Source organism: Streptococcus oralis, from assembly GCF_023109315.1.
Classification (GTDB): domain Bacteria; phylum Bacillota; class Bacilli; order Lactobacillales; family Streptococcaceae; genus Streptococcus; species Streptococcus oralis_BS.
Window position 1 is genome coordinate 1 of sequence record NZ_JALDUF010000006.1, and the last position, 25,697, is coordinate 25,697.

Annotated in this window: 39 protein-coding genes, 1 tRNA gene and 1 other RNA gene; 36 read left to right on the plus strand and 5 right to left on the minus strand. The window is 39.2% G+C overall.

Features of this window, described 5'->3' with window-relative positions:
* Nucleotides 1-2 precede the first annotated feature (2 nt).
* From M1F74_RS07770 to M1F74_RS07780, 3 genes are all read left to right on the plus strand, one after another.
* Nucleotides 3-76 (plus strand) — tRNA-Asn (locus tag M1F74_RS07770).
* Between the two features lie 266 nt (nucleotides 77-342).
* Entirely contained in the window at nucleotides 343-579 is a 237-nt protein-coding gene (gene comW / locus M1F74_RS07775) for a sigma(X)-activator ComW (protein WP_000939505.1), read from the plus strand.
* Nucleotides 580-821: 242 nt separating this feature from the next.
* Entirely contained in the window at nucleotides 822-2,108 is a 1,287-nt protein-coding gene (locus M1F74_RS07780) for an adenylosuccinate synthase (RefSeq protein WP_084850916.1), read from the plus strand.
* Between the two features lie 480 nt (nucleotides 2,109-2,588).
* Here M1F74_RS07780 and M1F74_RS07785 read toward each other — a convergent pair whose 3' ends face one another.
* The gene (locus M1F74_RS07785; RefSeq protein ID WP_247946753.1) at nucleotides 2,589-3,134 is read right to left on the minus strand and encodes a hypothetical protein; all 546 of its coding nucleotides are present in this window, start codon (nucleotides 3,132-3,134) and stop codon (nucleotides 2,589-2,591) included.
* A 265-nt stretch (nucleotides 3,135-3,399) separates the two neighbouring features.
* Here M1F74_RS07785 and tadA point away from each other — a divergent pair, with 265 nt between their 5' ends.
* A complete protein-coding gene (gene tadA, locus M1F74_RS07790) occupies nucleotides 3,400-3,867 on the plus strand; it encodes a tRNA adenosine(34) deaminase TadA (protein ID WP_247946754.1) in 468 nt (155 codons plus the stop codon).
* 32 nt (nucleotides 3,868-3,899) lie between these two features.
* Nucleotides 3,900-3,996, plus strand: an RNA gene (ffs, locus tag M1F74_RS07795) — signal recognition particle sRNA small type.
* An 80-nt stretch (nucleotides 3,997-4,076) separates the two neighbouring features.
* On the opposite strand, the gene M1F74_RS07800 is transcribed toward ffs, so the two are convergent.
* From M1F74_RS07800 to M1F74_RS07815, 4 genes are all read right to left on the minus strand, one after another.
* Nucleotides 4,077-5,219 (minus strand): tyrosine-type recombinase/integrase, encoded by a 1,143-nt coding sequence (locus M1F74_RS07800; RefSeq protein WP_247946755.1) that lies wholly within the window; start codon nucleotides 5,217-5,219, stop codon nucleotides 4,077-4,079.
* 157 nt (nucleotides 5,220-5,376) lie between these two features.
* Nucleotides 5,377-5,841 carry a TM2 domain-containing protein gene (locus M1F74_RS07805; protein ID WP_247946756.1) on the minus strand — a complete coding sequence of 155 codons (465 nt, stop codon included), beginning with the start codon at nucleotides 5,839-5,841 and terminating at the stop codon, nucleotides 5,377-5,379.
* Between the two features lie 18 nt (nucleotides 5,842-5,859).
* Nucleotides 5,860-6,240, minus strand: coding sequence for an ImmA/IrrE family metallo-endopeptidase (locus M1F74_RS07810; RefSeq protein ID WP_247946757.1), 381 nt, complete (start codon nucleotides 6,238-6,240; stop codon nucleotides 5,860-5,862).
* A 21-nt stretch (nucleotides 6,241-6,261) separates the two neighbouring features.
* Nucleotides 6,262-6,621 carry a helix-turn-helix domain-containing protein gene (locus tag M1F74_RS07815; protein ID WP_247946758.1) on the minus strand — a complete coding sequence of 120 codons (360 nt, stop codon included), beginning with the start codon at nucleotides 6,619-6,621 and terminating at the stop codon, nucleotides 6,262-6,264.
* A gap of 296 nt (nucleotides 6,622-6,917) precedes the next feature.
* On the opposite strand from M1F74_RS07815, the gene M1F74_RS07820 reads away from it, so the two are divergent.
* The 31 genes from M1F74_RS07820 (at nucleotide 6,918) to M1F74_RS07965 (ending at nucleotide 25,696) form a co-directional block, all read left to right on the plus strand.
* Nucleotides 6,918-7,109, plus strand: coding sequence for a DNA-binding protein (locus M1F74_RS07820; RefSeq protein ID WP_001112858.1), 192 nt, complete (start codon nucleotides 6,918-6,920; stop codon nucleotides 7,107-7,109).
* A gap of 281 nt (nucleotides 7,110-7,390) precedes the next feature.
* Nucleotides 7,391-7,663 carry a hypothetical protein gene (locus M1F74_RS07825; protein ID WP_247946759.1) on the plus strand — a complete coding sequence of 91 codons (273 nt, stop codon included), beginning with the start codon at nucleotides 7,391-7,393 and terminating at the stop codon, nucleotides 7,661-7,663.
* Entirely contained in the window at nucleotides 7,660-7,854 is a 195-nt protein-coding gene (locus tag M1F74_RS07830) for a hypothetical protein (RefSeq protein ID WP_247946760.1), read from the plus strand. Before M1F74_RS07825 ends, M1F74_RS07830 begins: the two co-directional genes overlap by 4 nt.
* Entirely contained in the window at nucleotides 7,851-8,042 is a 192-nt protein-coding gene (locus M1F74_RS07835; RefSeq protein ID WP_247946761.1) for a hypothetical protein, read from the plus strand. Before M1F74_RS07830 ends, M1F74_RS07835 begins: the two co-directional genes overlap by 4 nt.
* A gap of 12 nt (nucleotides 8,043-8,054) precedes the next feature.
* Nucleotides 8,055-8,396 (plus strand): hypothetical protein, encoded by a 342-nt coding sequence (locus M1F74_RS07840; RefSeq protein WP_125409062.1) that lies wholly within the window; start codon nucleotides 8,055-8,057, stop codon nucleotides 8,394-8,396.
* Nucleotides 8,397-8,627, plus strand: coding sequence for a hypothetical protein (locus tag M1F74_RS07845; protein WP_049524821.1), 231 nt, complete (start codon nucleotides 8,397-8,399; stop codon nucleotides 8,625-8,627). It abuts the gene before it with no gap.
* Nucleotides 8,628-8,640: 13 nt separating this feature from the next.
* Nucleotides 8,641-9,363 carry an HNH endonuclease signature motif containing protein gene (locus M1F74_RS07850; protein WP_348771768.1) on the plus strand — a complete coding sequence of 241 codons (723 nt, stop codon included), beginning with the start codon at nucleotides 8,641-8,643 and terminating at the stop codon, nucleotides 9,361-9,363.
* Nucleotides 9,356-9,838, plus strand: coding sequence for a siphovirus Gp157 family protein (locus M1F74_RS07855; RefSeq protein ID WP_247943257.1), 483 nt, complete (start codon nucleotides 9,356-9,358; stop codon nucleotides 9,836-9,838). Before M1F74_RS07850 ends, M1F74_RS07855 begins: the two co-directional genes overlap by 8 nt.
* The gene (locus M1F74_RS07860) at nucleotides 9,835-10,299 is read left to right on the plus strand and encodes a hypothetical protein (RefSeq protein WP_247943256.1); all 465 of its coding nucleotides are present in this window, start codon (nucleotides 9,835-9,837) and stop codon (nucleotides 10,297-10,299) included. The genes M1F74_RS07855 and M1F74_RS07860 overlap by 4 nt, the downstream gene beginning before the upstream one ends.
* The gene (locus tag M1F74_RS07865) at nucleotides 10,268-11,443 is read left to right on the plus strand and encodes a DEAD/DEAH box helicase family protein (protein WP_247946763.1); all 1,176 of its coding nucleotides are present in this window, start codon (nucleotides 10,268-10,270) and stop codon (nucleotides 11,441-11,443) included. Before M1F74_RS07860 ends, M1F74_RS07865 begins: the two co-directional genes overlap by 32 nt.
* Before the next feature lie 11 nt (nucleotides 11,444-11,454).
* Nucleotides 11,455-11,769 (plus strand): hypothetical protein, encoded by a 315-nt coding sequence (locus M1F74_RS07870; RefSeq protein ID WP_247946764.1) that lies wholly within the window; start codon nucleotides 11,455-11,457, stop codon nucleotides 11,767-11,769.
* Between the two features lie 11 nt (nucleotides 11,770-11,780).
* Entirely contained in the window at nucleotides 11,781-12,491 is a 711-nt protein-coding gene (locus M1F74_RS07875) for an ERF family protein (protein ID WP_247943253.1), read from the plus strand.
* A complete protein-coding gene (locus tag M1F74_RS07880) occupies nucleotides 12,491-12,781 on the plus strand; it encodes a hypothetical protein (protein ID WP_247946765.1) in 291 nt (96 codons plus the stop codon). The genes M1F74_RS07875 and M1F74_RS07880 overlap by 1 nt, the downstream gene beginning before the upstream one ends.
* The gene (gene ssb / locus M1F74_RS07885; protein ID WP_247943251.1) at nucleotides 12,781-13,173 is read left to right on the plus strand and encodes a single-stranded DNA-binding protein; all 393 of its coding nucleotides are present in this window, start codon (nucleotides 12,781-12,783) and stop codon (nucleotides 13,171-13,173) included. Before M1F74_RS07880 ends, ssb begins: the two co-directional genes overlap by 1 nt.
* Nucleotides 13,174-13,184: 11 nt before the next feature.
* On the plus strand, nucleotides 13,185-14,012 hold the full coding sequence (locus tag M1F74_RS07890; protein WP_247946766.1) for a bifunctional DNA primase/polymerase: 828 nt from the start codon (nucleotides 13,185-13,187) through the stop codon (nucleotides 14,010-14,012).
* The gene (locus M1F74_RS07895) at nucleotides 13,996-15,396 is read left to right on the plus strand and encodes a virulence-associated E family protein (protein WP_247946767.1); all 1,401 of its coding nucleotides are present in this window, start codon (nucleotides 13,996-13,998) and stop codon (nucleotides 15,394-15,396) included. Before M1F74_RS07890 ends, M1F74_RS07895 begins: the two co-directional genes overlap by 17 nt.
* Nucleotides 15,397-15,775: 379 nt before the next feature.
* Nucleotides 15,776-15,931 carry a DUF7204 family protein gene (locus M1F74_RS07900; protein WP_247946768.1) on the plus strand — a complete coding sequence of 52 codons (156 nt, stop codon included), beginning with the start codon at nucleotides 15,776-15,778 and terminating at the stop codon, nucleotides 15,929-15,931.
* Nucleotides 15,928-16,626 (plus strand): DUF1642 domain-containing protein, encoded by a 699-nt coding sequence (locus tag M1F74_RS07905; RefSeq protein ID WP_247946769.1) that lies wholly within the window; start codon nucleotides 15,928-15,930, stop codon nucleotides 16,624-16,626. The genes M1F74_RS07900 and M1F74_RS07905 overlap by 4 nt, the downstream gene beginning before the upstream one ends.
* Nucleotides 16,627-16,729: 103 nt before the next feature.
* A complete protein-coding gene (locus tag M1F74_RS07910; RefSeq protein ID WP_247946770.1) occupies nucleotides 16,730-16,957 on the plus strand; it encodes a hypothetical protein in 228 nt (75 codons plus the stop codon).
* A complete protein-coding gene (locus M1F74_RS10090; RefSeq protein WP_282184756.1) occupies nucleotides 16,954-17,082 on the plus strand; it encodes a hypothetical protein in 129 nt (42 codons plus the stop codon). Before M1F74_RS07910 ends, M1F74_RS10090 begins: the two co-directional genes overlap by 4 nt.
* Nucleotides 17,079-17,339 carry a hypothetical protein gene (locus M1F74_RS07915; RefSeq protein WP_247943245.1) on the plus strand — a complete coding sequence of 87 codons (261 nt, stop codon included), beginning with the start codon at nucleotides 17,079-17,081 and terminating at the stop codon, nucleotides 17,337-17,339. Before M1F74_RS10090 ends, M1F74_RS07915 begins: the two co-directional genes overlap by 4 nt.
* Nucleotides 17,340-17,414: 75 nt before the next feature.
* On the plus strand, nucleotides 17,415-17,864 hold the full coding sequence (locus M1F74_RS07920; protein ID WP_247946771.1) for a DUF1492 domain-containing protein: 450 nt from the start codon (nucleotides 17,415-17,417) through the stop codon (nucleotides 17,862-17,864).
* Between the two features lie 289 nt (nucleotides 17,865-18,153).
* Nucleotides 18,154-18,867, plus strand: a complete 714-nt coding sequence (terS, locus tag M1F74_RS07925; protein WP_213952405.1) for a phage terminase small subunit — start codon at nucleotides 18,154-18,156, stop codon at nucleotides 18,865-18,867.
* Nucleotides 18,857-20,146 (plus strand): PBSX family phage terminase large subunit, encoded by a 1,290-nt coding sequence (locus tag M1F74_RS07930; protein ID WP_282184757.1) that lies wholly within the window; start codon nucleotides 18,857-18,859, stop codon nucleotides 20,144-20,146. The genes terS and M1F74_RS07930 overlap by 11 nt, the downstream gene beginning before the upstream one ends.
* Before the next feature lie 17 nt (nucleotides 20,147-20,163).
* The gene (locus M1F74_RS07935) at nucleotides 20,164-21,672 is read left to right on the plus strand and encodes a phage portal protein (RefSeq protein WP_282184758.1); all 1,509 of its coding nucleotides are present in this window, start codon (nucleotides 20,164-20,166) and stop codon (nucleotides 21,670-21,672) included.
* A gap of 95 nt (nucleotides 21,673-21,767) precedes the next feature.
* Complete coding sequence (locus M1F74_RS07940; RefSeq protein ID WP_247946773.1) at nucleotides 21,768-23,423, plus strand: phage minor capsid protein; 1,656 nt, start codon at nucleotides 21,768-21,770, stop codon at nucleotides 23,421-23,423.
* Nucleotides 23,416-23,673, plus strand: coding sequence for a hypothetical protein (locus M1F74_RS07945; RefSeq protein WP_247946774.1), 258 nt, complete (start codon nucleotides 23,416-23,418; stop codon nucleotides 23,671-23,673). The genes M1F74_RS07940 and M1F74_RS07945 overlap by 8 nt, the downstream gene beginning before the upstream one ends.
* A gap of 118 nt (nucleotides 23,674-23,791) precedes the next feature.
* Complete coding sequence (locus M1F74_RS07950) at nucleotides 23,792-24,361, plus strand: hypothetical protein (RefSeq protein WP_247946775.1); 570 nt, start codon at nucleotides 23,792-23,794, stop codon at nucleotides 24,359-24,361.
* A 14-nt stretch (nucleotides 24,362-24,375) separates the two neighbouring features.
* Entirely contained in the window at nucleotides 24,376-25,245 is an 870-nt protein-coding gene (locus M1F74_RS07955; protein ID WP_247946776.1) for a hypothetical protein, read from the plus strand.
* 15 nt (nucleotides 25,246-25,260) lie between these two features.
* On the plus strand, nucleotides 25,261-25,503 hold the full coding sequence (locus M1F74_RS07960; RefSeq protein WP_247946777.1) for a Rho termination factor N-terminal domain-containing protein: 243 nt from the start codon (nucleotides 25,261-25,263) through the stop codon (nucleotides 25,501-25,503).
* The gene (locus M1F74_RS07965) at nucleotides 25,496-25,696 is read left to right on the plus strand and encodes a hypothetical protein (protein WP_213952413.1); all 201 of its coding nucleotides are present in this window, start codon (nucleotides 25,496-25,498) and stop codon (nucleotides 25,694-25,696) included. Before M1F74_RS07960 ends, M1F74_RS07965 begins: the two co-directional genes overlap by 8 nt.
* Nucleotide 25,697: the final 1 nt, after the last annotated feature.

Below are 25,697 nucleotides of genomic sequence, written 5' to 3' on the forward strand. Positions count from 1 at the left end.
TATCCGCCATAGCTCAGTTGGTAGTAGCGCATGACTGTTAATCATGATGTCGTAGGTTCGAGTCCTACTGGCGGAGTACTGACAAAAAACGTTCAATTGAACGTTTTTTTATGTGACTATTAGTCCGTCTTGCTCCGTCAGGTGAAGTACATAAACGGGTAGTTATGACTTTTAAGTGAAGTAGATAGTTGAAAATCTAAGTCTTAGTTTTTGTACCTATAATTACCTCTTTATTTTATTTTTAGTTCGTTTGGCTTTAAATTCTTCTTTTATAGGATTTGAAGCTTTTTTAATTCCTTTTTTTGTTAGACTAGTGTTAGTAATAAGAAAGGGAATTTTTATATGCTTCAGAAATTTTATGATCGAGCATTCGTCTTTTTGAAACTAGTTGAACAAGAATATGCCTCTTTAGGCCAGAGTTGTGCTGAGTGGGAATCACTTCATCTTCGTTTTTTACTATATTATTTAATCCGATTTAAAATAAAAAGTGACAGGGACTTTTCACTATATCACTTTAAAACAGCTTATCGTCTATATCTAGATGAATTCCTGCAAGGTGGTACAACTCTTATCCAATAAGAAACTCATAAATCATATATCACGAACAATAATCTGTATTGATTTTATATTTTTTAGGATTTTATTTAATTTTTAAGGTTTTGGATTTTGTTATTTACAGAAATCCCAAATCTTTTCTACTGTTTCTTCTTGATAAAAAAGTGTTTTTTTCTTATAATAAGTTGTAAGATATAATTGTGGGTGAAATTCCTGCCATGTATATGAGAAAGGACGAGCTCCTAGTAGCTCAGACGAAATTTATTATGACTTCAGTTGTTGTTGTAGGTACCCAATGGGGCGATGAAGGTAAAGGAAAAATTACAGATTTTCTTTCAGCCAATGCGGAAGTAATTGCTCGTTACCAAGGTGGTGACAATGCAGGCCACACCATTGTTATTGATGGTAAAAAGTTTAAGTTGCACTTGATTCCATCTGGAATTTTCTTCCCTGAAAAAATTTCAGTTATTGGAAACGGTATGGTTGTAAACCCTAAATCACTTGTGAAAGAATTGTCTTATCTGCATGAAGAAGGTGTTACAACAGATAATCTACGTATCTCTGATCGTGCGCATGTTATTTTGCCTTACCACATTGAGTTGGATCGCTTGCAAGAAGAAGCTAAGGGTGATAATAAGATTGGTACTACAATAAAGGGAATCGGTCCAGCCTATATGGACAAGGCAGCCCGTGTAGGTATCCGTATTGCAGATCTTTTGGATAAAGAAATTTTCCGTGAGCGTTTGGAACGCAATCTTGCGGAAAAGAATCGTTTGTTTGAAAAATTGTATGATAGTGAACCTATTTCAGTTGATGATATTTTTGAAGAGTATTATGAGTATGGTCAACAAATCAAGCAATACGTGACAGATACTTCTGTTATCTTGAACGATGCGCTTGATAATGGCAAACGTGTGCTGTTTGAAGGTGCGCAAGGTGTTATGTTGGATATTGACCAAGGTACTTATCCATTTGTTACTTCTTCAAACCCTGTCGCTGGTGGTGTGACAATTGGGTCTGGTGTTGGTCCAAGTAAGATTGACAAGGTTGTAGGTGTTTGTAAAGCCTATACGAGTCGTGTAGGGGACGGACCTTTCCCAACTGAATTGTTTGATGAAGTGGGAGATCGCATCCGTGAAGTAGGTCATGAATACGGTACAACAACTGGCCGTCCACGTCGTGTGGGTTGGTTTGACTCAGTTGTGATGCGTCACAGCCGCCGTGTATCTGGAATTACCAATCTTTCATTGAACTCTATAGATGTTTTGAGTGGTTTGGATACTGTGAAAATCTGTGTGGCCTATGATCTTGATGGTCAACGTATTGACTACTATCCTGCTAGTCTTGAGCAGTTGAAACGCTGCAAGCCAATCTATGAGGAATTGCCAGGTTGGTCAGAAGATATCACTGGAGTCCGTAATTTAGAAGACCTTCCTGAGAATGCACGTAACTATGTTCGTCGTGTAAGCGAGTTGGTTGGGGTTCGTATTTCTACTTTCTCAGTAGGTCCTGATCGTGAACAAACCAATATTTTAGAAAGTGTTTGGTCTTAAGAGATTTTTAAGATTTGTTTAAGATAGGTCGGGTATACTATAGACAGTTACAAGAAGACCTCCTAACTTGTTGTAACAAATATCCTAAACTTTTCTTTTTCATAATAATCTCCCTATTAAGTCACCCCATTGGGTGGCTTTTTTAGTTCATGAGTCCTATACAGGCTTCTACTTGACTTTTTAAGATAAAGAAAAAAACAGTGGGACAGAAATCTGTAGACCAAGTCTTAATTTGATAGACCTAGAACTTCATGGTTTTAACAATTCGGTAGATTGGTTAAGGTTGTGGATAGAGAAAGGAAGTTTTATTCAAAGGAGCTTTTGAATTTTAAAATACCAACAAACAGTTTAATCTACTAATAAATTATAGGTGTACAACTAAGCAAAAATGAGGTTGGGATTTTTGATCCCAGCCTCTTCAGTGAACTATTTTCTTTAGAATTTATAAGTTAGATAAAATTAAATTTTTTGTAAATTAGCTTATTTGATAACTTGGTTTCTTGATTTGTCATTTTGAATTTGGTTCATTTCGTGCATAAAAACATCTGCTTTCAGTTTATCTGTGATAATACTGACACTTATTAGCTTATTTAGATTTTTCTCATATCCTTCTAAAAAAATAGGATTTCTAATTTTCATGGTTAACTTTGCACAATTAAAGGGACGCTTTTTAATGGTTATTTGTTCGATATCTTGAAGTTTAAATTGATAATGTAATACGCTGAGGCCTCTGCTACTATAGGTATAATACTGAACAGTATTGTTTTTATGAACTTCTAATTTTACTCCATTTATGAAGAGATAATACCCCATAAACCATAGAAGAAGTGGAACATAAATCAGTACAATTGCTATAATAATCTTGTCTGTAAAATCGGTATTATAAGCTATCAGATGCTTTAAAATCCAGAGAATCATAACAGATAAAGATATCATGAATGGTCCCCCTGCTCTATTAAATTGATTTTTATATGGAAACATTAAGGTAAATTTTGGTTTATCCAGTAATAACTCTAATTTCATCATTTACCCTTTCATATTGTTTATTGTATAAATTTCAGTATATTCATCTCTTGAACTTTCTATGTCAGTTATCTCCATTATTTTAAGTTCATGATTTCTGATTTTCTATCAATTTTGCTAATATTATACTCTTTTTAAAACATTATTTCTACAATCCAGCGATTTGATAATATCTAAAGTTAGTCAGTGTAAATATTATAGAGCTCTTTTTTTGTCTAGGAAAACATGCTATAATGATAGAATTGATAAGCAGGAAAAGAGAGAAACTATGGATTATACAGTTGAAGAAAAAGAATGCTTCATGAAAGAGGCTTTGAGAGAGGCAGAAATTGCTCTAGAACACGATGAAATTCCAATTGGTTGTGTGATTGTCAAGGATGGAGAAATCATTGGTAGGGGGCATAATGCGCGCGAGGAGTTGCAACGGGCGGTTATGCATGCAGAAATCATGGCCATAGAGAATGCGAACGTGAGTGAAGAAAGTTGGCGCCTGCTCGATTGTACGCTTTTTGTGACCATTGAGCCTTGTGTCATGTGTAGCGGGGCGATTGGGCTTGCCCGTATTCCAAACGTAGTCTACGGGGCTAAAAATCAGAAATTTGGTGCAGCTGGGAGCTTGTACGATATTTTGACAGATGAGCGTCTCAATCATCGTGTAGAGGTAGAAACGGGAATTTTGGAAGATGACTGTGCAGCGATTATGCAGGACTTTTTCCGAAATCGACGGAAAAAATAATTTCTCTTTAAAAATAGAGGAGAATGTGGTATAATAGACAGTGGAGCAACAGTTCTGCGTGAAGCGGGTCAGGGGAGGAATCCAGCAGCCCTAAGCGAGTGTGAATTGTGTGCTCTTTTTTCGTACATTCAAAAAGCCCTCTAATATCAACACTTTAAGGGGCTTTTGTTTGTCTTGTGTAAGGAAAAGGGGCAGTCGAGGGGCAGAATTTAAAATTTTATCTTGTCTAACTTGCTAGATATGTCTGATACCATTTTTTGAGTGACATGGGAATAAATCTCTAGCGTGGTCTTTGAGTCGCTATGTCCTACTCTATCCATGATAGCAGTCAAGGGGATACCTAATTCAGCAAGTAGAGATATATGAGAGTGTCTAAACATATGTGTAGTGATGTTCTTATCTATGCCAATTTTCTGTCCGTGTCTTTTCAAGGCTGCAATCACCCGAACATTTGTTATCGGCTCTCCTAGAGTGTTGATGAAAATAAAATCTGTATCAAATCCATTTGTCGCATTCTCTATTATCTGCTCTTTGATAATGTCTAACACTTTTTGAGGTGCTGTTATAACCCTATCAGATTTGACTGTCTTTGGTGTAGTTCTCTCTTTTTGTCTGAAATCGTATGTATGCTTGATGTGAATGGTCTTCTTAGAAAAATCTATATCCTCCTTGTAATTTAAGGCAGCAAGCTCTCCATACCGCATGCCGGTAAGAAAAAGAACTTTAGCTATTCGGATATACTTTGTGATTCGATAATCACAAAGAGCTTCTTCTTTTAAGTTTTGGATGAATAACTTAAACTCTTTCTGATCTAAGTATTTTGTATTTTTCTTTCTGAGATCGTCAGTTGTAATTACCTTTCTAGGCATTTCAACAAATAGCATTTCATTTGTATCAATATAATTCATTCTGACAGCGAATTTCATTATCTGATTAAGCTTGAACTTGATTTTAGAAACATAGTTATGAGACCTTCCATCTTGTAATAGCTGATCTATCACTTTTTGTAATAATCGTCTATCAATGTTTCTAATTAAATAGTCGCCCTCGATTTGCTTTAAAATCTCTTTTTTAACATTTTTTGAAGCGTAGACGGTTGAATTTTTAACACCGTGTTTCCAGTTCTCCTCAAATTCCTCATATAGTTTTTCAAAAGTTATATCAGAAACAAAATGTTGTTTTTCTCCTAATTTTTGATTTATCTTTTCCTGCAGTAAAATCGCAGCTTGATTTCTTGCCTGGGGAGTTTTCTTCTCCATCGTGACTGAGACCTTCTTTAATTTCTCAGTATATGGATCTTTGTATCTCTCAAAAAATTTATATTTCCCGTTGGGTAATTCTTCTATCCACATTGCGTTTACCTCACTTTTTTGATAAAATGGGTATAAGAAAACGACCTTTTGAATGGTTGTTTCTTATACTGAAGTTCCTCACACTCAGAGTCGCCAAACTTTGCGAGTGTGGGGATTTTTTGAGTTGTGTTCCCAAATGGAAATAGTTGTTTTTTTATTATACGGCAATTTTCCCATTTGCATCCGGTGTTTTGAACACAGTTAAAATTCCCTGAATTAGACCAAGAAGAACAGATATACCGGTAACGAGTAAAACCAAATACAAGATTCCTTTGCCATTATACCCGGCGTAAAAATGATGCGCACCGAATCCACCGAAGAATATAGCTAGTAGAACATATAACCATTTATTCACATAGTGCATTCCGTATGTAGCTTGTTGGGTGTTAACAACTTGCGACTGATTTTGGATAGCGTTATTCTCGTTTACGATACTAATATTGATTTTGTCATCTTTCTCACTGTCTTTTTTCATGACAATGATTTCTCCATCAACCTTGTGAACTTCGACCTCATCTCCCAATTGTGGGACAAAATTTAACTCAGATGGGCTCAATTTTAGGTACTCTTCATTGTGTGCGATTGTGATCTCCGCACCAGTTATTTTGATAATTTTAGCCATTTTTTATTCCTTTCATCTTTAATTAACCAACGCCAAATACTCTTCTTTAACCATTGTTTCATCAGCAATGGTTTTTAAATTATACTTTTCCATAAACACTAGGTAATTAAATGTAGTGGTATCTTCAGCGATATCCAACTCGGCCTTTATCAGATGATGGATCATATTTCGGTTAGCTTCAAGCTCGCATTTCTCCCTGAAAAGGCGATAAGTATCTGGCGCGTGATTTTTATGGCCTATTTCATGTAGGGCAACCTGGACTCTTTTCTCATCTGATATAGCATCACTCAAAAACATAGTTTGGAGGGCTGGGATATAAAATGCTTCATCCGGAAATAGACCATCTTCAAAAATCTCAATATCTATACCTAGATTTTGAGAAAATTCTTTTTCAGTCATAAACAATCCAACCTTTGATTATTATTGCTTTCTGAGATAAATTTCGATAATATTTTGAATTGCTTTTTTATCTTCTTCAGTTAGTGGCTTTCCATTAAAACGCATAGCAGTCGAAGCGAGTTGTTCAACATCTACTTCTTTGCCCTCAAAAAAGAATTGTTCTTTTGTGTTAGCGATAGCAGGATTATCTGTACGTCCGAGCAGGTAGTCGGTGGATACGTTGAAGTAGTTAGCAATTTCTGCGATACGCTCAGCATTTGGCGTAGAGTTTTTTATCTTATACAGTGTATTTCTGCCATAACCCAAGTCTTCTTCGACTTGCCCAAGAGCTTTTCCACGCTTTTTTGCTAATTCTTTAATTTTTTCAAATGTCTCAAACATTGTTAAATCAACCTTTCTAAGACATTACAAAAAAATTTAACAAATTTGGTGTAAAAAGATTGACTAATTATCCCAAATGGTGTAAAATGTTTTTTGTAAGTAAGAAATAACTAAAAAAACAACTAAGAAAATAAATTATAAAAATGTTTTGGCGAACGGTATTTATAGATTTATCATTGTTTTTATTATGCTTTCATTTTAGCCAATTTGGTGTGAGTTGTCAAGTGTAATGCAGAAAAATAGTTAAAAATTTAGTTGTTTCTTATTTACATAAAGTGTAAAAAGGAGGAACGCATATGCCAGATATCGCAAACGGTCGTGAAAAGGTTAATGCTTTCTTAAAAGAGAAAGGCATTAAAAAGACAACTCTAGCGGTTGCTTATGGCTTTAAACGACAGGAAGTAACAAATATTCTTAGTGGGACGACAAAAGGTCCACGAGCGAACAGTTTTATTCTTCAGGTTATTGAAGATTATGGGATTGAGTAGGAGGAAGAATGGAAACATGTAAAGTTGAACAGGAACTTAATCGTTTTCTATGCGTTCCTTTGAAATTAAAAATTTTACGAGAATGTTTGTTGTATTTGTTCTTCAAAATGTCCAATGATACGACAGACATAACAGTAGAAAAACAAACCGTACATTCTAGCAATGGAACAAGCAAGATAGTTTATACGGTTACTGTATGCGACTGAATACAAAAAGCACCTAACGAAAGTCAGGCGCTTACTAAAATTTTCAATTTAATTATATCACAGAAAGGAGCAAAAATGGAAGCAGTTGAAATTGTAAGAATTAAAGATGTGATCATCGAAAAGGTTTCGGCTAATGATGAAGAATTAGAACACATCTTCGGATGCTCAAAACGGCAAGCAGGAGACATGAGACGTGAGATGAAGAAGTTGCCTAGCCAACAGAAGCATCTTAGGAATGATGGCCAGCTCGTCACAATCAAAGGCTTTGACGAATATCTGCAATATCGTGGGACTCAGGTATGGGAGAAAGAAATGAAAAAAAGCAAGAAAATGAGGTCAGTCGGATGAACCTACTAACAAGAATTAAAAACTACTTTTCGGAAGAGGTCGAAGAAACCAATCTGGACTGGAGAGCGGTCGCTCTGGACCTCAATCAATCACTGATTGAAACACAAGAAAAACTTCAAAATGCCAATCAGCGTATTGCTGATCTTGAAAACATTGTGGCAATCTATAAAGAAAAGGAAAACTCAAAATGATGGAATACATTTACCTGGTAACAATCGTAGGAATCGGTCTATGGTCGCTAGTGAATACACTGGATGACCACGCTGAAATGAAGCAGAAAGACCGCCAGCGAATAGCAAGCAATGTAGCACGCATGAATCTGAGAAATTCAGACAAGCAATTTACATATGATGTAGAGCCGCCGGAAGGGTTGAAATAAGGAGAGAAAGACATGACGCAAGCGGAACGAATTAGGGAATATTATAGAGAGCACCCTGCTGCCTCATATGATGAAGTGGCTGAGGTTGTCGGTACAACAAATAGCAACGTAAGGGCGAACCTGGCCAAAGACATCAAGGCGGGCAGATGTGTCCGCTTGGAAGATAAGTCATACGATTACTCGCCCTACTTCAACCACACAAAGGAACTCACTGAGTTGGTTGATTGGAAGAATGACAACAGACGTGAGTGGGTTGATATGCTGACAAGAGCAGCAGAGAAAGAAACCGATAGCAACGTTATGCGTTTACTAATCAAAGAAGCAAATAAATTGATGAAAGAGGTGACGAAGTAGATGGTTCGAAATAAATTGACAGATTTAACCAATACTCTTTTCGCCCAACTAGAAACATTGGATGATAGGGATCTTACTGCTGATGAATTAAAAGTGGAATTGCAGCGCTCGAAACAAATGGTCGCTATCTCAGGTCAAATCCTACAAGCTGGCCAGTTGGCGTTAGATGCTGAAAAATTCAAAGACAAGGTAGGTGAGGTAAATGCCCCGATCGCTTTGCTGGAAGGATGAGTACACAGAGTACATGCATGAAATATGCCCTGGTCGATTAACTCCCGAAGTAACTAGGTTACTAAATGAGAAATTTGGGACGAATTACAACAAGACCCAAATCGGCGGAGTGCGTAAACGTCTAGGGTTACCAGTTGGAAAAGTATATCAAGGTAAACTGCTGACAAAAGAACAACATGATTACCTTGTATCGATCCAAAAAAATAAGATTTCTCGTGATGTCGCAAATGAAATGAACCAAAAATTTGGCTTATCGCTAACGGAGAAACAGATTAAGAGTTATCGGAGAAATAATAATCTACATAGTGGTTTGACGGGAAGATTCGAGAAAGGTCAGACTCCTTACAACAAAGGGAAGAAGTTTCCGAACAGGCCACCTAATAGTGGTTACTTCAAAAAAGGTAATAGGCCTCCAAATTATGTACCTGTCGGCACTATCAACTACACAACAGATGGGTACCCAAAAGAGAAAATTGGAGAACCTAATCAATGGGTTTTGAAGCATCGCAAGGTCTGGGAGGAACAACATGGCCCGATACCAAAGGGGCACTCAATCGTTTTCCTGGATGGTGACAAAACAAACTATGATATTTCAAACCTGGCATGTTTATCTAAAAATGAAATCGCTAGAATGAATCAAAATCATCTATTTACGTCCAACGCTGATTTGACTAAATCTGGTATTGGACTAACAAAACTTACAAACAAAATCAGAGAGGTAGAAAAAAATGGCTAGTTTATACGAACTGACAGGTCAGTTTCTGACAATTTATCAAATGGATATTGATGACGAAACAAAAACGGACACGCTTGAGGCTATCGATTGGCAAGAACAATTCGAACAGAAAGCAGAAGGGTATGCCCATGTTATCAAGAATCTAGAAGCCGACGTGGCCATGTACAAGGCGGAGGAAGAGAGCTTCAAAGCGAAGAAACAGGCGGCACAGAAAAAGCTGGATTATGTCAAGGACAACATTATGACAGCTATGAATGTCACGGGGCAAACCGAAGTTAAGAGCGGTGCTCTTACTATAAAAATTGCTAAGAATCCAGAATCAGTTAAGGTCAACGAAGACGACCTTCCGAAAAAATATTTTACAAAAAAAATGACGCTTGCGCCGGACAAAAAAACACTCAAAGAATTGCTGAAGGCTGGTAAGAAAATTAAAGGCGCGGAACTTGTCCGGACAGAAAAGTTGGTGATTAAATGAAAATTTTAGCAATTGATCCAAGTAGTAACAAAATTGAAACCAGTACAACAGGGATTGTGCTATTGGATAATGCAAAACTGGTTGACTATTGGGTGGTACCTTATGGTAGTCAAAATTTTAAAACTTGGTTTAAGAAAATTGGTCGGAGTCTTGAATTTGACATAGTGGTCGTTGAAAAATTTGAAGTTAGGGACAATGATTATTCCAGGGACAACTCAGTTGTAGAAACTATTGCAGCCATTGAACTATGCTATCCGGACTTGGTTCTGCAGCGTAATGCAGGGTATCAGACAGATATACCAAATGACTTGCTGAAAGCTCTTGGGTTATGGTCCTTTGAAAAAAGCCATCACAATGATGTGAGGGCAGCTGCAAGGCTTGGGCTATTTTATGCCCAACGGAATGACATCGAGGAGGTGATTGTGGACATTGGCAATCGAATTACGCAAATGGCAAGCTGAAGCAGTTAAACGAAGCGACCGTAATTGTCCTGGGATCTTTCTTGAGGCATATGGAGGGCGTGGTAAGACCATCTGTGCTTTTGAAATAGCTAAGCACAAGTCAGCGAAAAAAGTCCTGGTTATCAATAATCGTTTAGCTATCCTGAACGGATGGAATAGCACTTGTCAAAATCTAGGATACAACACTGATTTTGAATTAGAAACGATGACGGACCGCAGATTGCAGAACAGACTTGCAAGCGGTGAGTCTATTGAGTGCGATGTATTCATTATTGACGAGTGGCAGAACATGTCTAGTGATGCCAACGTGAAGGCTTATCGCAAGGTCAAACGTGGCTATACAGTTGGACTATCAGCAACCCCAATCAGGAAGAAGGGACAAAACTTCTACCCTCTAGAAAAAACATTTTTTGGGATGGCTGATCCTAATCAAAGGGAAAACTGGCAACTAGCTCACGGCAAGATGAAGTATTCCAAGTTCAGCTATTCTAAGCAAGAGTGGGATGACTTCCGAGATTATGAAAGCTATGTAAGCAATCTGCCCAACTTCTTCCGCTGGGAAGAAGTAGAAACTATTGAGGAAGCCGAAGAAAACAACGGATTTGAGGTTGTCTTTGAACCTATCTGGTGTCTAACAGCTAACCCGAACGAATTGGAACAATTTAGGAAATTGAATATTGTTGGAAAAGATGGTAAGTACGCCATGGCCAAACAAACATTTGGTCGAAAGACTTTTGAACGATATTTAATCCAGACAGGATTTGAGGTTGACTTTCCGAAGTTGAAGGCTGTCAATGCAGATACTCCAATGCTACTTCAATTGGATCTTCTACTAGCAAGTAGGACAGAAATGTTGATAGTTAGCAAATCCAAGCAGATTGTAGAGGTCATTCGAGAACGTCATCCAGAAATTGGTATTTGGACTGGAGACAAGAAGGACTCTCTTGAACAAACAAATGTGGTTGCTACAAGCCAAGTTTTAGGTGTAGGGGTTGATGGCCTTCAGCATAAATTTAAAACTATTGTGGTCTTAGACCCTGTTAATCCATCGGATGGAGATTATGACGATTATCGCCAACTTTTATGGCGAGTAACAGGCAGCCGTCAACAACATGACGTGCGTGTCATTGAATTTTATTTCTAAGGAGAATCAAAATGAAACTTTCAAGTGATTATATTGTAATGCGTGACAAACAAAACGGACATTTTTTAAATGAACTTAAGAACAAGCGTTCTTCATTAGCTACTCAGGCCAGTTTTGTGGATGATATTCGAGGTGCTCTTACAATGCCATATGATTGTTATCTTGAACAGAAAACAGCGCTAAAAGCATTGGCTAAAACACACGGAATGGAGATCGTTCGGGTTAAGGCTACATTTGATCTAACTTATCCAAATGGTGGCGATGTTCAAAAAATCGAGCGTCAAAATACTAAGCCTGATTTGTTTGATCTATTGAGAAGTTTATAAAGGGGAGATGTATGGTAACAAAACAACAATCCCCTATCTTTGTCACTTTACAGAGCATTCAGCAGAAGTTGGTTGCTCCGAAAGGACAGTATAACAGTTTTGGGAAGTACAGCTATCGAAGCGCAGAGGACATCTTAGAAGCGCTGAAGCCAATACTACAGGAACATGATGCGGTGTTGATTTTGCAAGATGGAATTGTGCAGATCGGTGACAGGTACTATGTCGAAGCAACTGCGACTCTTTATGCGGTTGGTGAAACTATTGGGACTACAGCATATGCTAGAGAAGATGATAGCAAGAAAGGGATGGATGGTAGTCAAGTTACAGGTGCTGCATCCAGCTACGCCCGTAAGTACGCGCTAAACGGACTTTTTATGATTGATGACAACAAGGACCCTGATACGGATGAATATCATAATCAGAATAACCAAACAGGACGTACGTCGCAAAAAACAGCTCAAAAACCAAATAGCCAGCAAGAGCAACCGGCCAATGCTACAGCTAAAAGCAACGGAGCTAAAACCATTACAGGAGCACAGGCTAAAGCCATTCGGACAGAACTCAAAAATATGGCTGAAGCTACAGGGAGTCCTGCTGCAACAATTGGAAAATGGTTCATCGATAAATTGGGTGTTGACAAACCTGAAAACATTCCAGCTGATCGATTGAAGGAAGCTCAGAAGATTATCGAAGATGCGAAGAAAGCGAGAGGTATTGAATAATGGGATATACGGAACTGGGGCGCAAACATCCGATTGAATTACAGATTTATTATTATGATAAGATCCTAGTTTATCAGCATCAAGGTGAGATTTGGGGTGTATGTTATAAGCACGGAGAAATTGATTGTGTTTACAACTACACTAAGAACGATTTCTTTTGGCTTGAAATTTCAGATATGTCCTTAAAAGAAATTGTTACTAAAATTATCAAGCCTTTGAAGAGAAATAACCCTGGATTATACTCAATTCATGAGAGTACGTTAAGTAGAATTTTGGAGGTAATAAAATAATGATTAACAATGTTGTACTTGTAGGGCGCATGACCCGTGATGCTGAACTTCGCTATACACCGCAAAATGTAGCAGTTGCGACTTTTACTCTTGCAGTAAACCGTACATTCAAGAGTCAAAATGGCGAGCGCGAAGCTGACTTTATCAACTGCGTTATGTGGCGCCAACAGGCTGAGAATCTTGCTAACTGGGCTAAAAAAGGCTCTCTTATCGGAATCACAGGTCGTATCCAGACTCGTAGTTACGATAACCAGCAAGGACAACGTGTCTACGTGACAGAAGTCGTGGCTGAGAATTTCCAAATGTTGGAAAGTCGTAATCAACAAAGTTCGAATGATACATTTGGGAATGACAACCCGATGGATATTCAAGACGACGATTTACCATTCTAAGGAGTTACTAAATGGGAATGAAAGAACATGCCTTGGCTTATCAAAAAAAAGGATTTTCGGTTATTCCTATTAGTCCTTCAAATAAGCAACCGATGATCAAATTTGCTGATAAACCAGCTATGACTGCGCAAGAAATTGAGGATTTTTGGAGTCAGTATCCGGATAGCAACATTGCTGTCCGGACTGACAAATTCTTCGTAATCGATATTGACTTACACGGTAAGCATAACGGATACGAGAGCTTGGCAAATTGGGAGCATCTGAATTTGATAACTCCAACGCTGCAGGCAAGAACTGCAAGTGGTGGAAAACATATCTTTTACTTTAAGCATCCAGACGTGACCATGACTCAAATGATAGGCTTTCTACCTGGCGTCGACATCAAGGCGCATCCAAATAACTATGTTTTAGTTGCTCCATCTAAGACCCCAAAAGGAGAATATGCCTGGGACTTAGAAAAATCTAAAGAGGGTGGCACTATGGTCACGGCTAGTCGATCTCTTGTAATGGCCATCAAGAAGGAATACAACAAAAAGAACTCTGGTAGCGATCTGGATAATATCTACTATCAAATCAGCAAAGGTGCTGGTAAACGAAACAGGACAACCGAATTATTTGAAATGGTTGTCCTAGGGTTTGGTGATGAAGGTAGCAGAAATGACACTCTTGCAAAATTTGTAGGGGGGCTCTTGAGCAGATCAGTAGAACCGAACTGTATACTGCAACTAGCAAAAACAGCCAATAACAATTCGGTAGAGCCTCTTAGTCACAAAGAATTAAGTAGGACTGTCGAATCGATGATCAAGAAACACATGAGGGGGGGTGACCATAATAGGTGATGTTACGAATATTTCAATCAAGCAGTTTTCGCGTCGGAAAAAGAAAATTTTGAATGACGAAGGTGAACAGATTGAAATCGAATCTATTGTGGCTGACAGCCCCAGAAATGTATTACTTGCTATGAAAAGTGACAGTAAGCTCAATGATTTTCTCCGGCACAATGAATTTACTGGGGAACACGAAATTGTGGAGGATGTCAAATTGGATGCTATCCAGTTGAGGAAGGGGCAGCTACCTTCTGCCTTTGAATCCTATTTGAGCGTTTACTTAGAAAATCACTTCAAGACAGTTTTCAAGGCTGGAGCATTAAGGGATGGCATCGAAGCATTCTTTGCAGAAAAGACCTACAATCCGGTTAAAGAATACATGGAAAATGCTTATGAGTCATGGGATCATAAAGAACGACTTGCCCAGGTATTTCAAACTTGGTTGGGTGCAGAGGATAGCATCTTCGTTCAGAAGATAGCTGTTATGTTCTTTGTTGGTGCAGTTTCTAAGGTTTTTAATCCCTGGGTTAAATTTGACTACACACTGGATCTTGTCGGTGGCCAGGGGGCTGGAAAGACCACTTTCTTGCAAAAGATAGCTGTTGATTGGTACACGGATTCGGCTAAAGATTTTATGGACAAGGACAACTATGAGATTATGCTGAAATCACTGATTGTCAACGACGATGAGATGGTTGCTTCCAGGAAGACCACTTTTGATGAGTTAAAAGCTTTCGTGACTAAAACAGAACTTTCTTTCCGTAGGTCGTACGGTCGCAGGGCCGAAAAATTCCCTAAAAACTTTGTGATCGCAAGGACCAGCAATAAAATCGAGTACCTGGGAGACAAGACTGGTGAACGGCGCTTTCTGCCCATACTGGTGGATGCAGGTCAGCAGTTTGTAAAACCTTTTGATATGACAGAGAATGATGTGCTCCAGCTTTGGGGTGAAGCAGTCGCTATTTACAAAAAAGGATTTATCCTTACCTTTGATGATGAGTTCGAAAATGAGCTTGCGGTCTATAAGGAGCGCTTCACTTATAAAGATGAAGCCGAATCGCAAGTATACGACTATCTTGAAATGTTGGTTCCAGAAGAATGGGAAGATTTCTCAGTCACTCAGCAACATCAATATACCTGGTGCTACTTCAATGATGGCAGCTATCGCAATGAGTCCGGTCTGCTATATGAAGGTGTGAAGCTTCAATCGAGTGTGTCTGCCAAACAGATATTAAAGAATGTCTTTGATATCGATAGCGCGAGAGGTGAAAAGATTGCTAGGAAGATCAAGTTGATTATGGACAATAATCAGGATTGGGAATACAAAATAAAGAAGGTTAAAGGGAAGACACTACGTGCATATTTTAGAAAAAATATACAAACAGAAGTGATGTAACCTCGGTGAAAGTGATGTAACCTTTTGGGTGAAAAATGGTCAAAAATCGTGCTTCGGTTACATCAGGTTACATCATTGATGTAACCGCAAGAAAAACCAGTTATATCAATGGTTTGAGTGCTATTTTTGATTAAATTTTTAAAAAAGTGATGTAACCCTCCTAAAGCCTTGATACTACTGATGTTTTAGGGTGTCTATTAGTAAGGTTACATCATTTATATAAAATATTTAATAAGTAAAAATAGCAAGTGCTATAAACGTTGATATAACAGCATTCTTGTTTTTTATAAAATATGTTTTTCAAAAAGTGATGTAACCTGTAACCTTAGAAAAAATATTCATTAAACAAACATATTTTTTAATAAATTAAGGAGAAGAAATGTCATATACAGTAACACTATATTTTGACAACATGGTAGACGAAACTCACTTTTTTAAGAAAGAGGGAGACGCTGCCAAATGTAAGGCTCAGCTCGAGAGCAAGTATCGAGGAAATCGAATGTATAAGGTGAAACTTGAGGAGTTGGAAGAATGAATAAGCAGGAATTGATTAAACGTATCGAGGTTTTGCCTTATACAGAGGGGCCTATCGCAGATACAATTACAATTAATAGAAATTGGATATTGGAATCAATTGAACAACTAGACGAACCAGAAATGGGTCACGCAGACGAAGCACCTCGCTATGTCAAGAATATACTAGCAAGATTACGAGAATTGCCATTGCATGATCGTGAAGTTTGGTTAAAGGTAATCATGAGTGAATTTAAGCAAGAATTCAGTCGCGCAAAATGGCGTGAGGGTTATGAGCAAGGAAAAATTGAGGGCATGATTGAACGTGAAAAAGTCAAAATCCCGTCGGTTGTGGCTCAGTGGATTGGGTATGCAAAAGGCTGGAACAAAGGCTTGCATTATGCACTATCAAATGCTTCAGATGAGGTTCTTGAATGGCTTTGTGTAGATAAGCTAAAACGGCAAGAACTCTTCGCTCGTGCATGGCTTGACGGCTACGAGGTAGAGAAAGAAAAAAAGTATAAGATTGTAATGCTTAATATTGCTTCGAGCGGAGGTGTTTTGACACGCATCGAACATGACGACAGCTGGATTTGGATTGATACACTCGGGACCATCGTAGAAGGGCGAACTCACACCCGAAAAGAACTAGAAGAAGCTGGTTTCGGATGGGTATTCGATTGTCCAGGAATCAAGATCGAGGAGGTCACAGAATGATAACATCAGATGAAGAGTGGTTAAAATTTGTAAAAGATGGACAAAAATACGCCTTAGAAATACTTGGAGAATCATTTCAAGACGATGGTGAGGATGTGGAAGAATGAGTAAATTTGAAATCTCCCTGTCTAAAAATGACCTTGAACATATCGCTAACGGTTATGACATCAAAATCAAAATCGATGGTAAAAGATTTTCGAACACAAATGAAATCATTTTGAAACCTGCATTGAAAAATGATGTTATGGCTCCGATATTGAATTATAAAAATAAAATAATCGATACTGAACAGCAAAATATTGTTAATAATTTCATGGGAGGTGCAAGATGACACCAAAAAAATTTATTGAAACACTAGAGCAGACAAGGCAAGTTAATCTTGAACATTTCAAAAAATACGGCCCGACTTTTCGAGGAGGCAAAGTCTTTCAAACAGAGGAGGAAAAACAAGAATGAGACCTAAAAAATATCCGTACATAGGGAGCAAAATAAATAAAGTGACTACAACAGGAATAGGAGCTCAAGAGCTTGTGATTTTTCCTAACATAGCTTTTAGAAAAAGCTTGCTCAAGCACATCTTCTCAGTTGTCAAACAACATGACAACGCTACAATCATTTACTTCAGAATTCCAAAAGTATTCGGATACGAGGAGGAAAGAGCAAAAGTATATCTAAGCTACGAAAAGACGATGATGATACTCAATAGCTACTAAAATAAAAAAAGCCAAGGCACTCTCTGCCTCGACAACGTTTTCAATAATATTATTATATCATAAAGGAGATAGAGAGTGAACAAGGCTAAAGAGTTACTTGATGAACTACAGAATTTGGATGAAGAGATACAGAATCGAATAGACGAGCTTGCTAATCTTGAAGCTAGTTTACTTTCTAGCCCTAAAATGAGCATGAATAAGGTTCAAGGTGGTCAGAAGGCTCGATTAGATGAACGTTACATCGATATTTTTAGCATGCAAGATTCCTTGAAAGAGTACATGAAGCAAGCAACTGCTGAAGCTATCCAGCGCAGAATTGAGCTCAGTAAATTGATTGATAAAATACCTAAGCCTTCAAGTCGAACAATTTTAAGGATGGTTTATATTCAGAAAGCAAGCGTGTATGATATGATTGAATTTTTACAATGCAGCAAGACTACTTTTTACAAAAAGAAGAAAGATGCAATCCGTGAATTGGGTGCTGTAGTTGATAAATGCGAACTAATGCGAACTAATGCGAACTAGATTTAAGTGCACTGGTCTAACAATCGTGCTATTATAGTATCATCAAGAATTAAAGCAAAGGCACCTTAGGCAAAATCCTAGAAAAGCTTCTGAAAAACTGCTGGCTTGGGTTACCAGTGGCGATAGAGTAGGATGTTTCAATATCGCAAAAAAAGGCTACAAAAAAATAAAAAAAGAAAAGGTAAGAATATAATATCGATTCTAGTCGAGGTCAGTAGTCGCCTTGCAAAAAGGTCACACATTGTGTGGCCTTTTTGATTTACAAAACGGACAAATAGGAGGTAATAGATTGGGCAGAGCACGAGACCCGAACCGAGATAAAGCTTTTGAAATTTATAAGCAGAATAACGGAAACATCACTAACCGCAATATTGGCGACATGTTGGGCGTGCCTGAAAAAACTATCTCAGTTTGGAAGTTAAGAGATAAATGGAGTAATTGTAGTACTTCAAAAGATGAATGTAGTACTTCAAAAAGGAAACGGGGAGCGCCGAAAGGCAATAAGAATAGCAAAGGCGGAAGTATAGGTAACCAAAACGCCCTCAAACATGGGCTGTTTGCTAAGTATCTCCCTCAAGAGATATATGAGATAGCACAAGAGCTTTCAGAAAAACAGCCTATTGACATCCTATGGGAAAACATCACGCTGACTTATGCTAATCTGCTACACGCTCAGCGTATCTTGTATGTGCAAGATGTTCATGATACTACTACCATGCTTATTGCCAGTACAGCTAAAGGCAGTGAAAGCTATGAGGTTCACACGGCATGGGACAAGCAAGGAAAAGCGATGGCTGCAATAGCAAGAGCACAGGCTGAACTCAGAAGTATGATAAAAACCTATGATGAGCTTACGCAATCCCCTCTTGCGACCGAGGAACAAAGACAACGGATTGAATTGCTCAAAATCAAGATCGAGAGCAATCAAGGTTCCAAGTCCGATACATCTCTTATGGAGTCTTTGCTTGATGCAGTGAAGGGCGGTGACGAGGTTGAAGATTAAGTTTTCAAATAAACAACTCAAAATCATTCGCAGGCCATTCAACTATGAGCTTGAAGTCAACGAGGGCACACCTCGAAGCGGTAAGACAACCGCTGGTCATTTTAGATATGCCAGGTACTTGATTGAGTCACAAGATGAGAACCATTTGATAGCTGCATACAATCAAGAGCAAGCCTACCGTCTATTCATTGACGGTGACGGCACAGGTCTAATGCATATCTTCGACGGTAATTGTAAAATCAAACACGACGAGCACGGAGATCACCTCTTAATCGACACACCCAACGGCACTAAACGTGTTTACTATAAAGGGGGCGGTAAAGCGAATAGTGTGGGTGCTATCACTGGTATGTCTTTAGGCTCAGTGGTCTTTTGTGAAATCAACCTACTGAATATGGATTTTATTCAGGAAGCATTCAGACGGACGTGGGCTGCTAAGCTCAGATACCATCTAGCTGACCTAAACCCTCCAGCACCACAACATCCAGTTATTAAGGATGTCTTTGACGTCCAAAATACACGCTGGACGCATTGGACCATGGATGACAATCCCATTCTGTCAGAAGAGCGTAAGCAATCTATTATTCAATCGCTGAAGAAGAATCCTTATCTCTACAAGAGAGACGTGCTTGGTCAGCGTGTCATGCCTCAGGGCGTTATTTACGGCCTATTTGACCTTGAAAAGAACATCAAGGATAACTTGGTAGGCGAACCTATAGAAATGTATTTCAATGGCGATGGTGGACAATCTGATGCCACATCGATGTCTTGTAATATCGTTACTAGACATCGAGAGGATGGCAAAACCTTTTTCAGACTTAACCGTGTAGCTCATTATTACCATAGCGGAGCTGAGACTGGTCAAGTTAAAGCCATGTCTACCTATGCAGTCGAGCTTCGAGCTTTCATTCAGTGGTGTGTTAGCAAGTATCAAATGCGCTATACCGATGTCTGGATTGACCCAGCGTGTAGATCCTTACGAGAGGAATTGCACAAGCTAGGGATTCAGACAAGAGGGGCTTTGAACAACGCCCATGACGTCAGCAGCAAGGCGAAGGGTATCGAGGTAGGGATTGAACGTGGCCAGAATATCATCTCTTCAGGTCAGTTCCTGCTTATCAATCATTCAGAGGAAGAGTACGACCATTACTATTTCTTGAAAGAGATTGGTCTTTATAGTCGTGACGATAACGGAAGGCCCATTGATAAAGACAACCACGCAATGGACGAATTCAGATATAGTGTCAATGTCTTTTACAAGAAATACGCTAATTTTTAACAGGAGCATATCAAAGAATGGGAATTATACAAACCATTAAAAATCTAATAAAAAGGAGTCAATACAGAATGACGACAGAAAGTCTGGCAAGTATCACAGACCATCCTAAAATCGCAATAACAAGCGCAGAGTATCGACGGATTAACGAGAACCTCAAATACTATCAAAGCAACGCTGGAACGGTTACTTACACGAACACGGACGGCATGACGAGACAGAGAGAAATGACTGTTTTGCCAATTGCTCGGACCGCTGCCAAGAAGATTGCTAGTCTGGTCTTTAATGAGCAAGCCTCGATTAAATTGGACGATAAAGAAGCAAATACATTCATTCAAGAAACATTGAAGAATGATCGCTTTAACAAGAATTTTGAGCGCTACCTTGAGAGTTGTTTAGCCCTTGGAGGTCTTGCCATGAGGCCCTATGTGGATAATGGACGAGTGAGAGTATCATTCATTCAAGCTCCAGTCTTTCTACCGCTTCAGTCTAACACGCAGGATATTTCAAGCGCTGCTATCGTGACTAAGACGATTAAGGCTTCAGGTCAGAAGAACATCTACTACACGTTGATTGAGTTCCACGAGTGGTCAAGCGACGGGAAGTACATCATCACTAACGAACTATACAGGTCTGAAAGCTCTGAACAAGTAGGTGGACGTGTTCCTCTAGCTGAAGTCTATGAGGATTTAGAAGAACAAGTTGAACTTGACGGTCTAACAAGACCGCTTTTTTCTTACTTAAAACCTCCAGGAATGAACAACAAGGACATCAATTCACCTCTAGGATTGTCTATCTTTGATAATGCCAAGAGCACGATTGATTTTATTAACACCACTTATGACGAGTTCAAGTGGGAAGTCAAGATGGGACAACGCAGAGTGGCAGTTCCTGAAAACCTTACAGAGACTCGAGTAGTTAATAAAGACGGAGACGTCCAGCTTGTCAAGCGTTTCGATACTGAGCAAAACGTCTACTTACGCTTATCCACTAATGACATGGATGGAGGAAGCATCACAGACCTAACAACTGCAATCCGAGCAGATGATTACATCAAGACCATCAACGAAGGCTTATCGCTCTTTGAAATGCTTCTAGGTGTATCCGCTGGGATGTTTACATTTGACGGTCAGAGCTTGAAGACTGCGACAGAGGTCGTTTCTGAAAACTCTGATACTTACCAAATGAGAAACAGTATTGTCAGCTTGGTTGAGCAATCTTTGAAAGAATTGATTATCTCAATCTGCGAGCTTGGTAGTCTTTATGGATTGTATAGCGGTCAAATTCCTCAGATGGAGAAGATTGCAATCAATCTGGACGACGGAGTTTTCACTGACAAGAACAATGAGCTTGACTATTGGACCAAGGCTTTGGCCAGTGGCATTGTCAGCAAGGCTCACGCTATCCAGAAGGCATTCAATATGTCAGAAACCGATGCTAAGAATATGATTCAAGCAATCAACCAGGAAACAATGGATACTGCCAACAGTCAGCGAAGTCAACAAGACATTGATATTTACGGGGAGTGATTAAATGAACCTAATTTCAAGGATTTTCTGGTTAGCTCCAAACCCTGCCAAGTTATTTATGAAAAGCTCAAGACCAAGGCTAGAGAGGATGCTAAATGAAAGGAAACAAGAGACCGCCGATACAATTCAATGACGAGCAACTGCTGCTTCAAGCGAGCAATGTCGCAGACATCTATCATCAGTTAGCCTTGGATTTGTTTGACAACGTGGTCGAACGTGTGACCGAACGTGGCACGGTTTATCTTGACAAACAACCGTACATCTGGCAACTTGAGAAGATGCAACAGATGCACATGCTGAACGAGGAGAACCTAAAGCTAATCTCTGAGCGTTCAGGTGTAGCTGAAGAACAGCTGCGACACATTGTAGAAAATGAAGGTCTGAAGCTCTACACGGACACGAAGCAACAGCTCATGGAAGATTTAGGCCGTGGATCATTAGGAGGTAATAATTACATTCAAGAAATTCTTGCTGATTATGCCAACCAAGCGATTGACGAGCTACACAATCTAATAAACACAACGCTTCCTAAGGCTGTTATTGGTGCTTATCAAGGTATTGTGGAGCAGTCTGTCGCTAGAGTTGTCACTGGCCTTTCTACATCAGACAAGGCTATTTCTGACACGGTCATGAAGTGGCAAGAGAAAGGATTTCAGGGTTTTCAAGATAGCGCTGGGAGAAATTGGAAGATAGACAATTACGCACGGACTGTTATCAAGACGACAACCTATCGAACTTTTCGAGAAATGCGAACGAGACCAGCTGAAGAGCTGGGCATTGATACCTTTTACTTTTCAAAGAAAGCATCAGCGAGAGAAATGTGCGCTCCTTTGCAACATCAGATAGTCACGACTGGTCACGCTAGAACCGAGCATGGCGAGAAGATTCTTGCTTTGTCTGACTACGGTTATGGTAAACCTGGAGGGTGTCTTGGTATCAACTGTGGGCACATGATAACGCCATTTATCCCAGGAGCTAACTACAAGCCTGATTTAGGCGAGGACGTGGCAGAGGTTACACCAGAACAAGCGGAAGAAAATGCTAACGCAGAAGCTAAACAGAGAGCTCTAGAACGGTCTATCAGAGCGAATAAGGAAAAGCTACACGTCGCTGAGAAATTGGGCGATAAAGAGCTAATAGACAAGTACAAAAGTAAGATAGGCACTCAAAACGCCGCCTTAAAAGACTACGTCGATAAGCACCCATTCCTGAAACGGGATGAGGAAAGAGAAAGATACCACTACAATGATGATGCAGTTCAAAAGTTATACAAAACTATTGACAAACGCTCCAAAAAGGAGTATTCTGAAATACTACAAAATTTAGGAAATAAAGCCCCTAAATCTTATAGTGATTTCAAAGCCTTAGACCGTGACCAAAAATGGCAACTTAGGCATGATAATCGTGTCATCTCTTACCTTAACGGTGATATAAAAGAACGACTTAACGACAGGCAAAAAGAACAAGCAAAAGAGGCTTATTGGAATTTCAAAAAAGACGGGATTTTATTTGGTGATCATGGTATCGCTAGATATATTGAGAGATTACAACGCAAAAATGGAACAATAAAATACAACTACCAATCTATCCTTAACATAATGAGTCAACCAGTAAATTATATTTCTGATAGAGATGGACGGCATGTCAGACATTATAACAGGATTTCTATTTTTACAGAGCCTACCACTGGTGTAGTTGTTACTGTATTTCCACAAAATAAGATTAAGAAAGGATTTACTAAAATTGAATAAAAGTAAAGAAGTTTTAGAAATGTTTGAACAAGTCCTTGATGAGAAAGTTAGCGTCTGGGATTTCTCTTTTGATTTTAGCGAGTGGTTAGCTTCAACAGAAGGTGATTTGTTGGAAATTGAAAACGAACCATTATTTGACCTGCTGAATGACAATATACCTATGATGTTGGAAGAATTAAAAAGTTATAACCTATCTGATAATCGTGAGTGGCTTGAAAAATATCATGGCAAGATTAAGGAAATGATTTAAACATTGACAGAAACAAAACTTATACAAACCGTGTCGAATTCGATGCGGTTTTTTGCTTGACTTTATCCGCAGTCGGTAAAGAACGGAAGATAATACCTAATTTTAGGAGGACAGAAGAATGCCAGAAGACATTCAAACACAAACTGACCAGTCAGCCAATACTGGAGAAACCACTGAGTCACAAACTCAAGAGCAACCTATCAAGACATTCACTCAGGACGAAGTGACTGGTCTTGTCGCTAAGGAGTCTAGGAAAGCACAAGAGAAAATCTTCAAAGACCTAGGGTTTGAAAATTTCAAGAGCGCTAAAGAAGGACTCCAACAACTCAAGGAGTGGAAGGACTCACAAAAGAGCGAGGCTGAGAAACAGTCAGAAGCGCTTGCTGCTAAGGAGAAAGAGTTAGAGGTTGCTTTATCAAGTCAACGACTTCTTGAAGCTAAACTGTCAGCTCTGACTTTGGGAGTGAATGCTGAGTCTGTGGACGACGTCATCACTCTTTCAAATCGCTTGGTATCCGATGATGTGTCTATTGAAGATGCTATCGGCCAAGTATTGCAGAAATACCCTCAATTTGGTCGCACAGAGCAACCAGAGGAGAAGAAACCGACATTTTCAGCTGGAGGAAATCCAACGGCTGGAACGAACCAAGAAGACGCCTTTCTAAAGGCTCTAGGATTAAATAACTAACAGGAGAATGATCAATGACAATTAACTATATCACTAAACATGAGGGCACTTTTGAAAAGAAATTGATGCAAGGTGCACTTACTAACATTTTGGAAACACCACAAGTAAACTGGTTAGGCGCTAAATCGTTTGAATTGCCTACAATTTCAGTTACTGGCTACAAGGCGCACACACGATCTAAAGGCTACAACGCTGGTACAGTTTCAAACGACAAGAAAGTCTACACACTCGGATTCGACCGTGACGTTGAGTTCTTTGTGGATTCTGCAGACGTTGACGAAACAAACCAAGAGCTTTCAGCTGCTAACGTATCAAATACATTCATCACTGAGCACGCAACTCCAGAAGTTGACGCTTACCGTTTCTCTAAACTTGCAACAGAAGCTATCACAGGTACACACTTCAAGTCTGAAGCTGACTTGTCAGAAGTGAATATTTACTCACGCTTGAAGGCTGCTCTTTTGCCAGTTCGTAAATACGGTGCTCAGAACATCGTTGTTTATGTTTCTAGCGAAGTTATGGACTTCTTGGAACGCTCTAAAGAGTTCACACGCTCAATCGCTACTACATCACCTCAAGGAATCGACACTCGTGTCACTTCACTTGATGGAGTTCAGCTTATCGAAGTTTGGGACGATGCACGCTTCAAGACTAAATTTGATTTCACTACTGGATTTGTTAAGGCAGCAGACGGTAAAGACATTAACTTCTTGATCGTTGCTAAACCTGCAGTAATTGCAAAAGCTAAATTTAACTCTATCTATCTTTTCGCACCTGGTCAACATACAGAAGGCGACGGATACTTATACCAAAACCGTTTGTATCATGACCTCTTCGTCCTAGGGACTAAGAAAGACGGTGTCTACGTTTCTCACAAAGCCTAATAAGGGAGGTAATCCATGAAGAAGTATGAAAAATTGAACCAGGTCTACACAGTCCAAGAAGGGAGCTTGCTCGAAGCGCAATTAGTCGCTGACGGCTTTGAAGAAGTGGTTGACGAGGCAGAGCTTGAAGAACTACTTGCTACTCATCAACTCGCAGATCTCACTTTGGTTGAGCTGAAAGCTCTTGCTAAAGAGCGAGGGTTTGAGGGCTATTCAAACAAGACCAAAGATGAACTTTTGGAGGTGCTAAATGGCTAAGTTTAAAGCAAAATTGAACGCTTATCTAGCTAAGTCTGACCGTCATTTTGACAAAGGGCAAGAATACGAGTTAGATCAAGACGAAGCTAATCGAATCAATGGCCTCTTTAATGAGGTTGTTGGTGAAGATTGCCTTGAACTCGTTGAAGAGCCTAAGCAAGATCTATTTGAGGCGGAGACATTCGCCTTGTAAG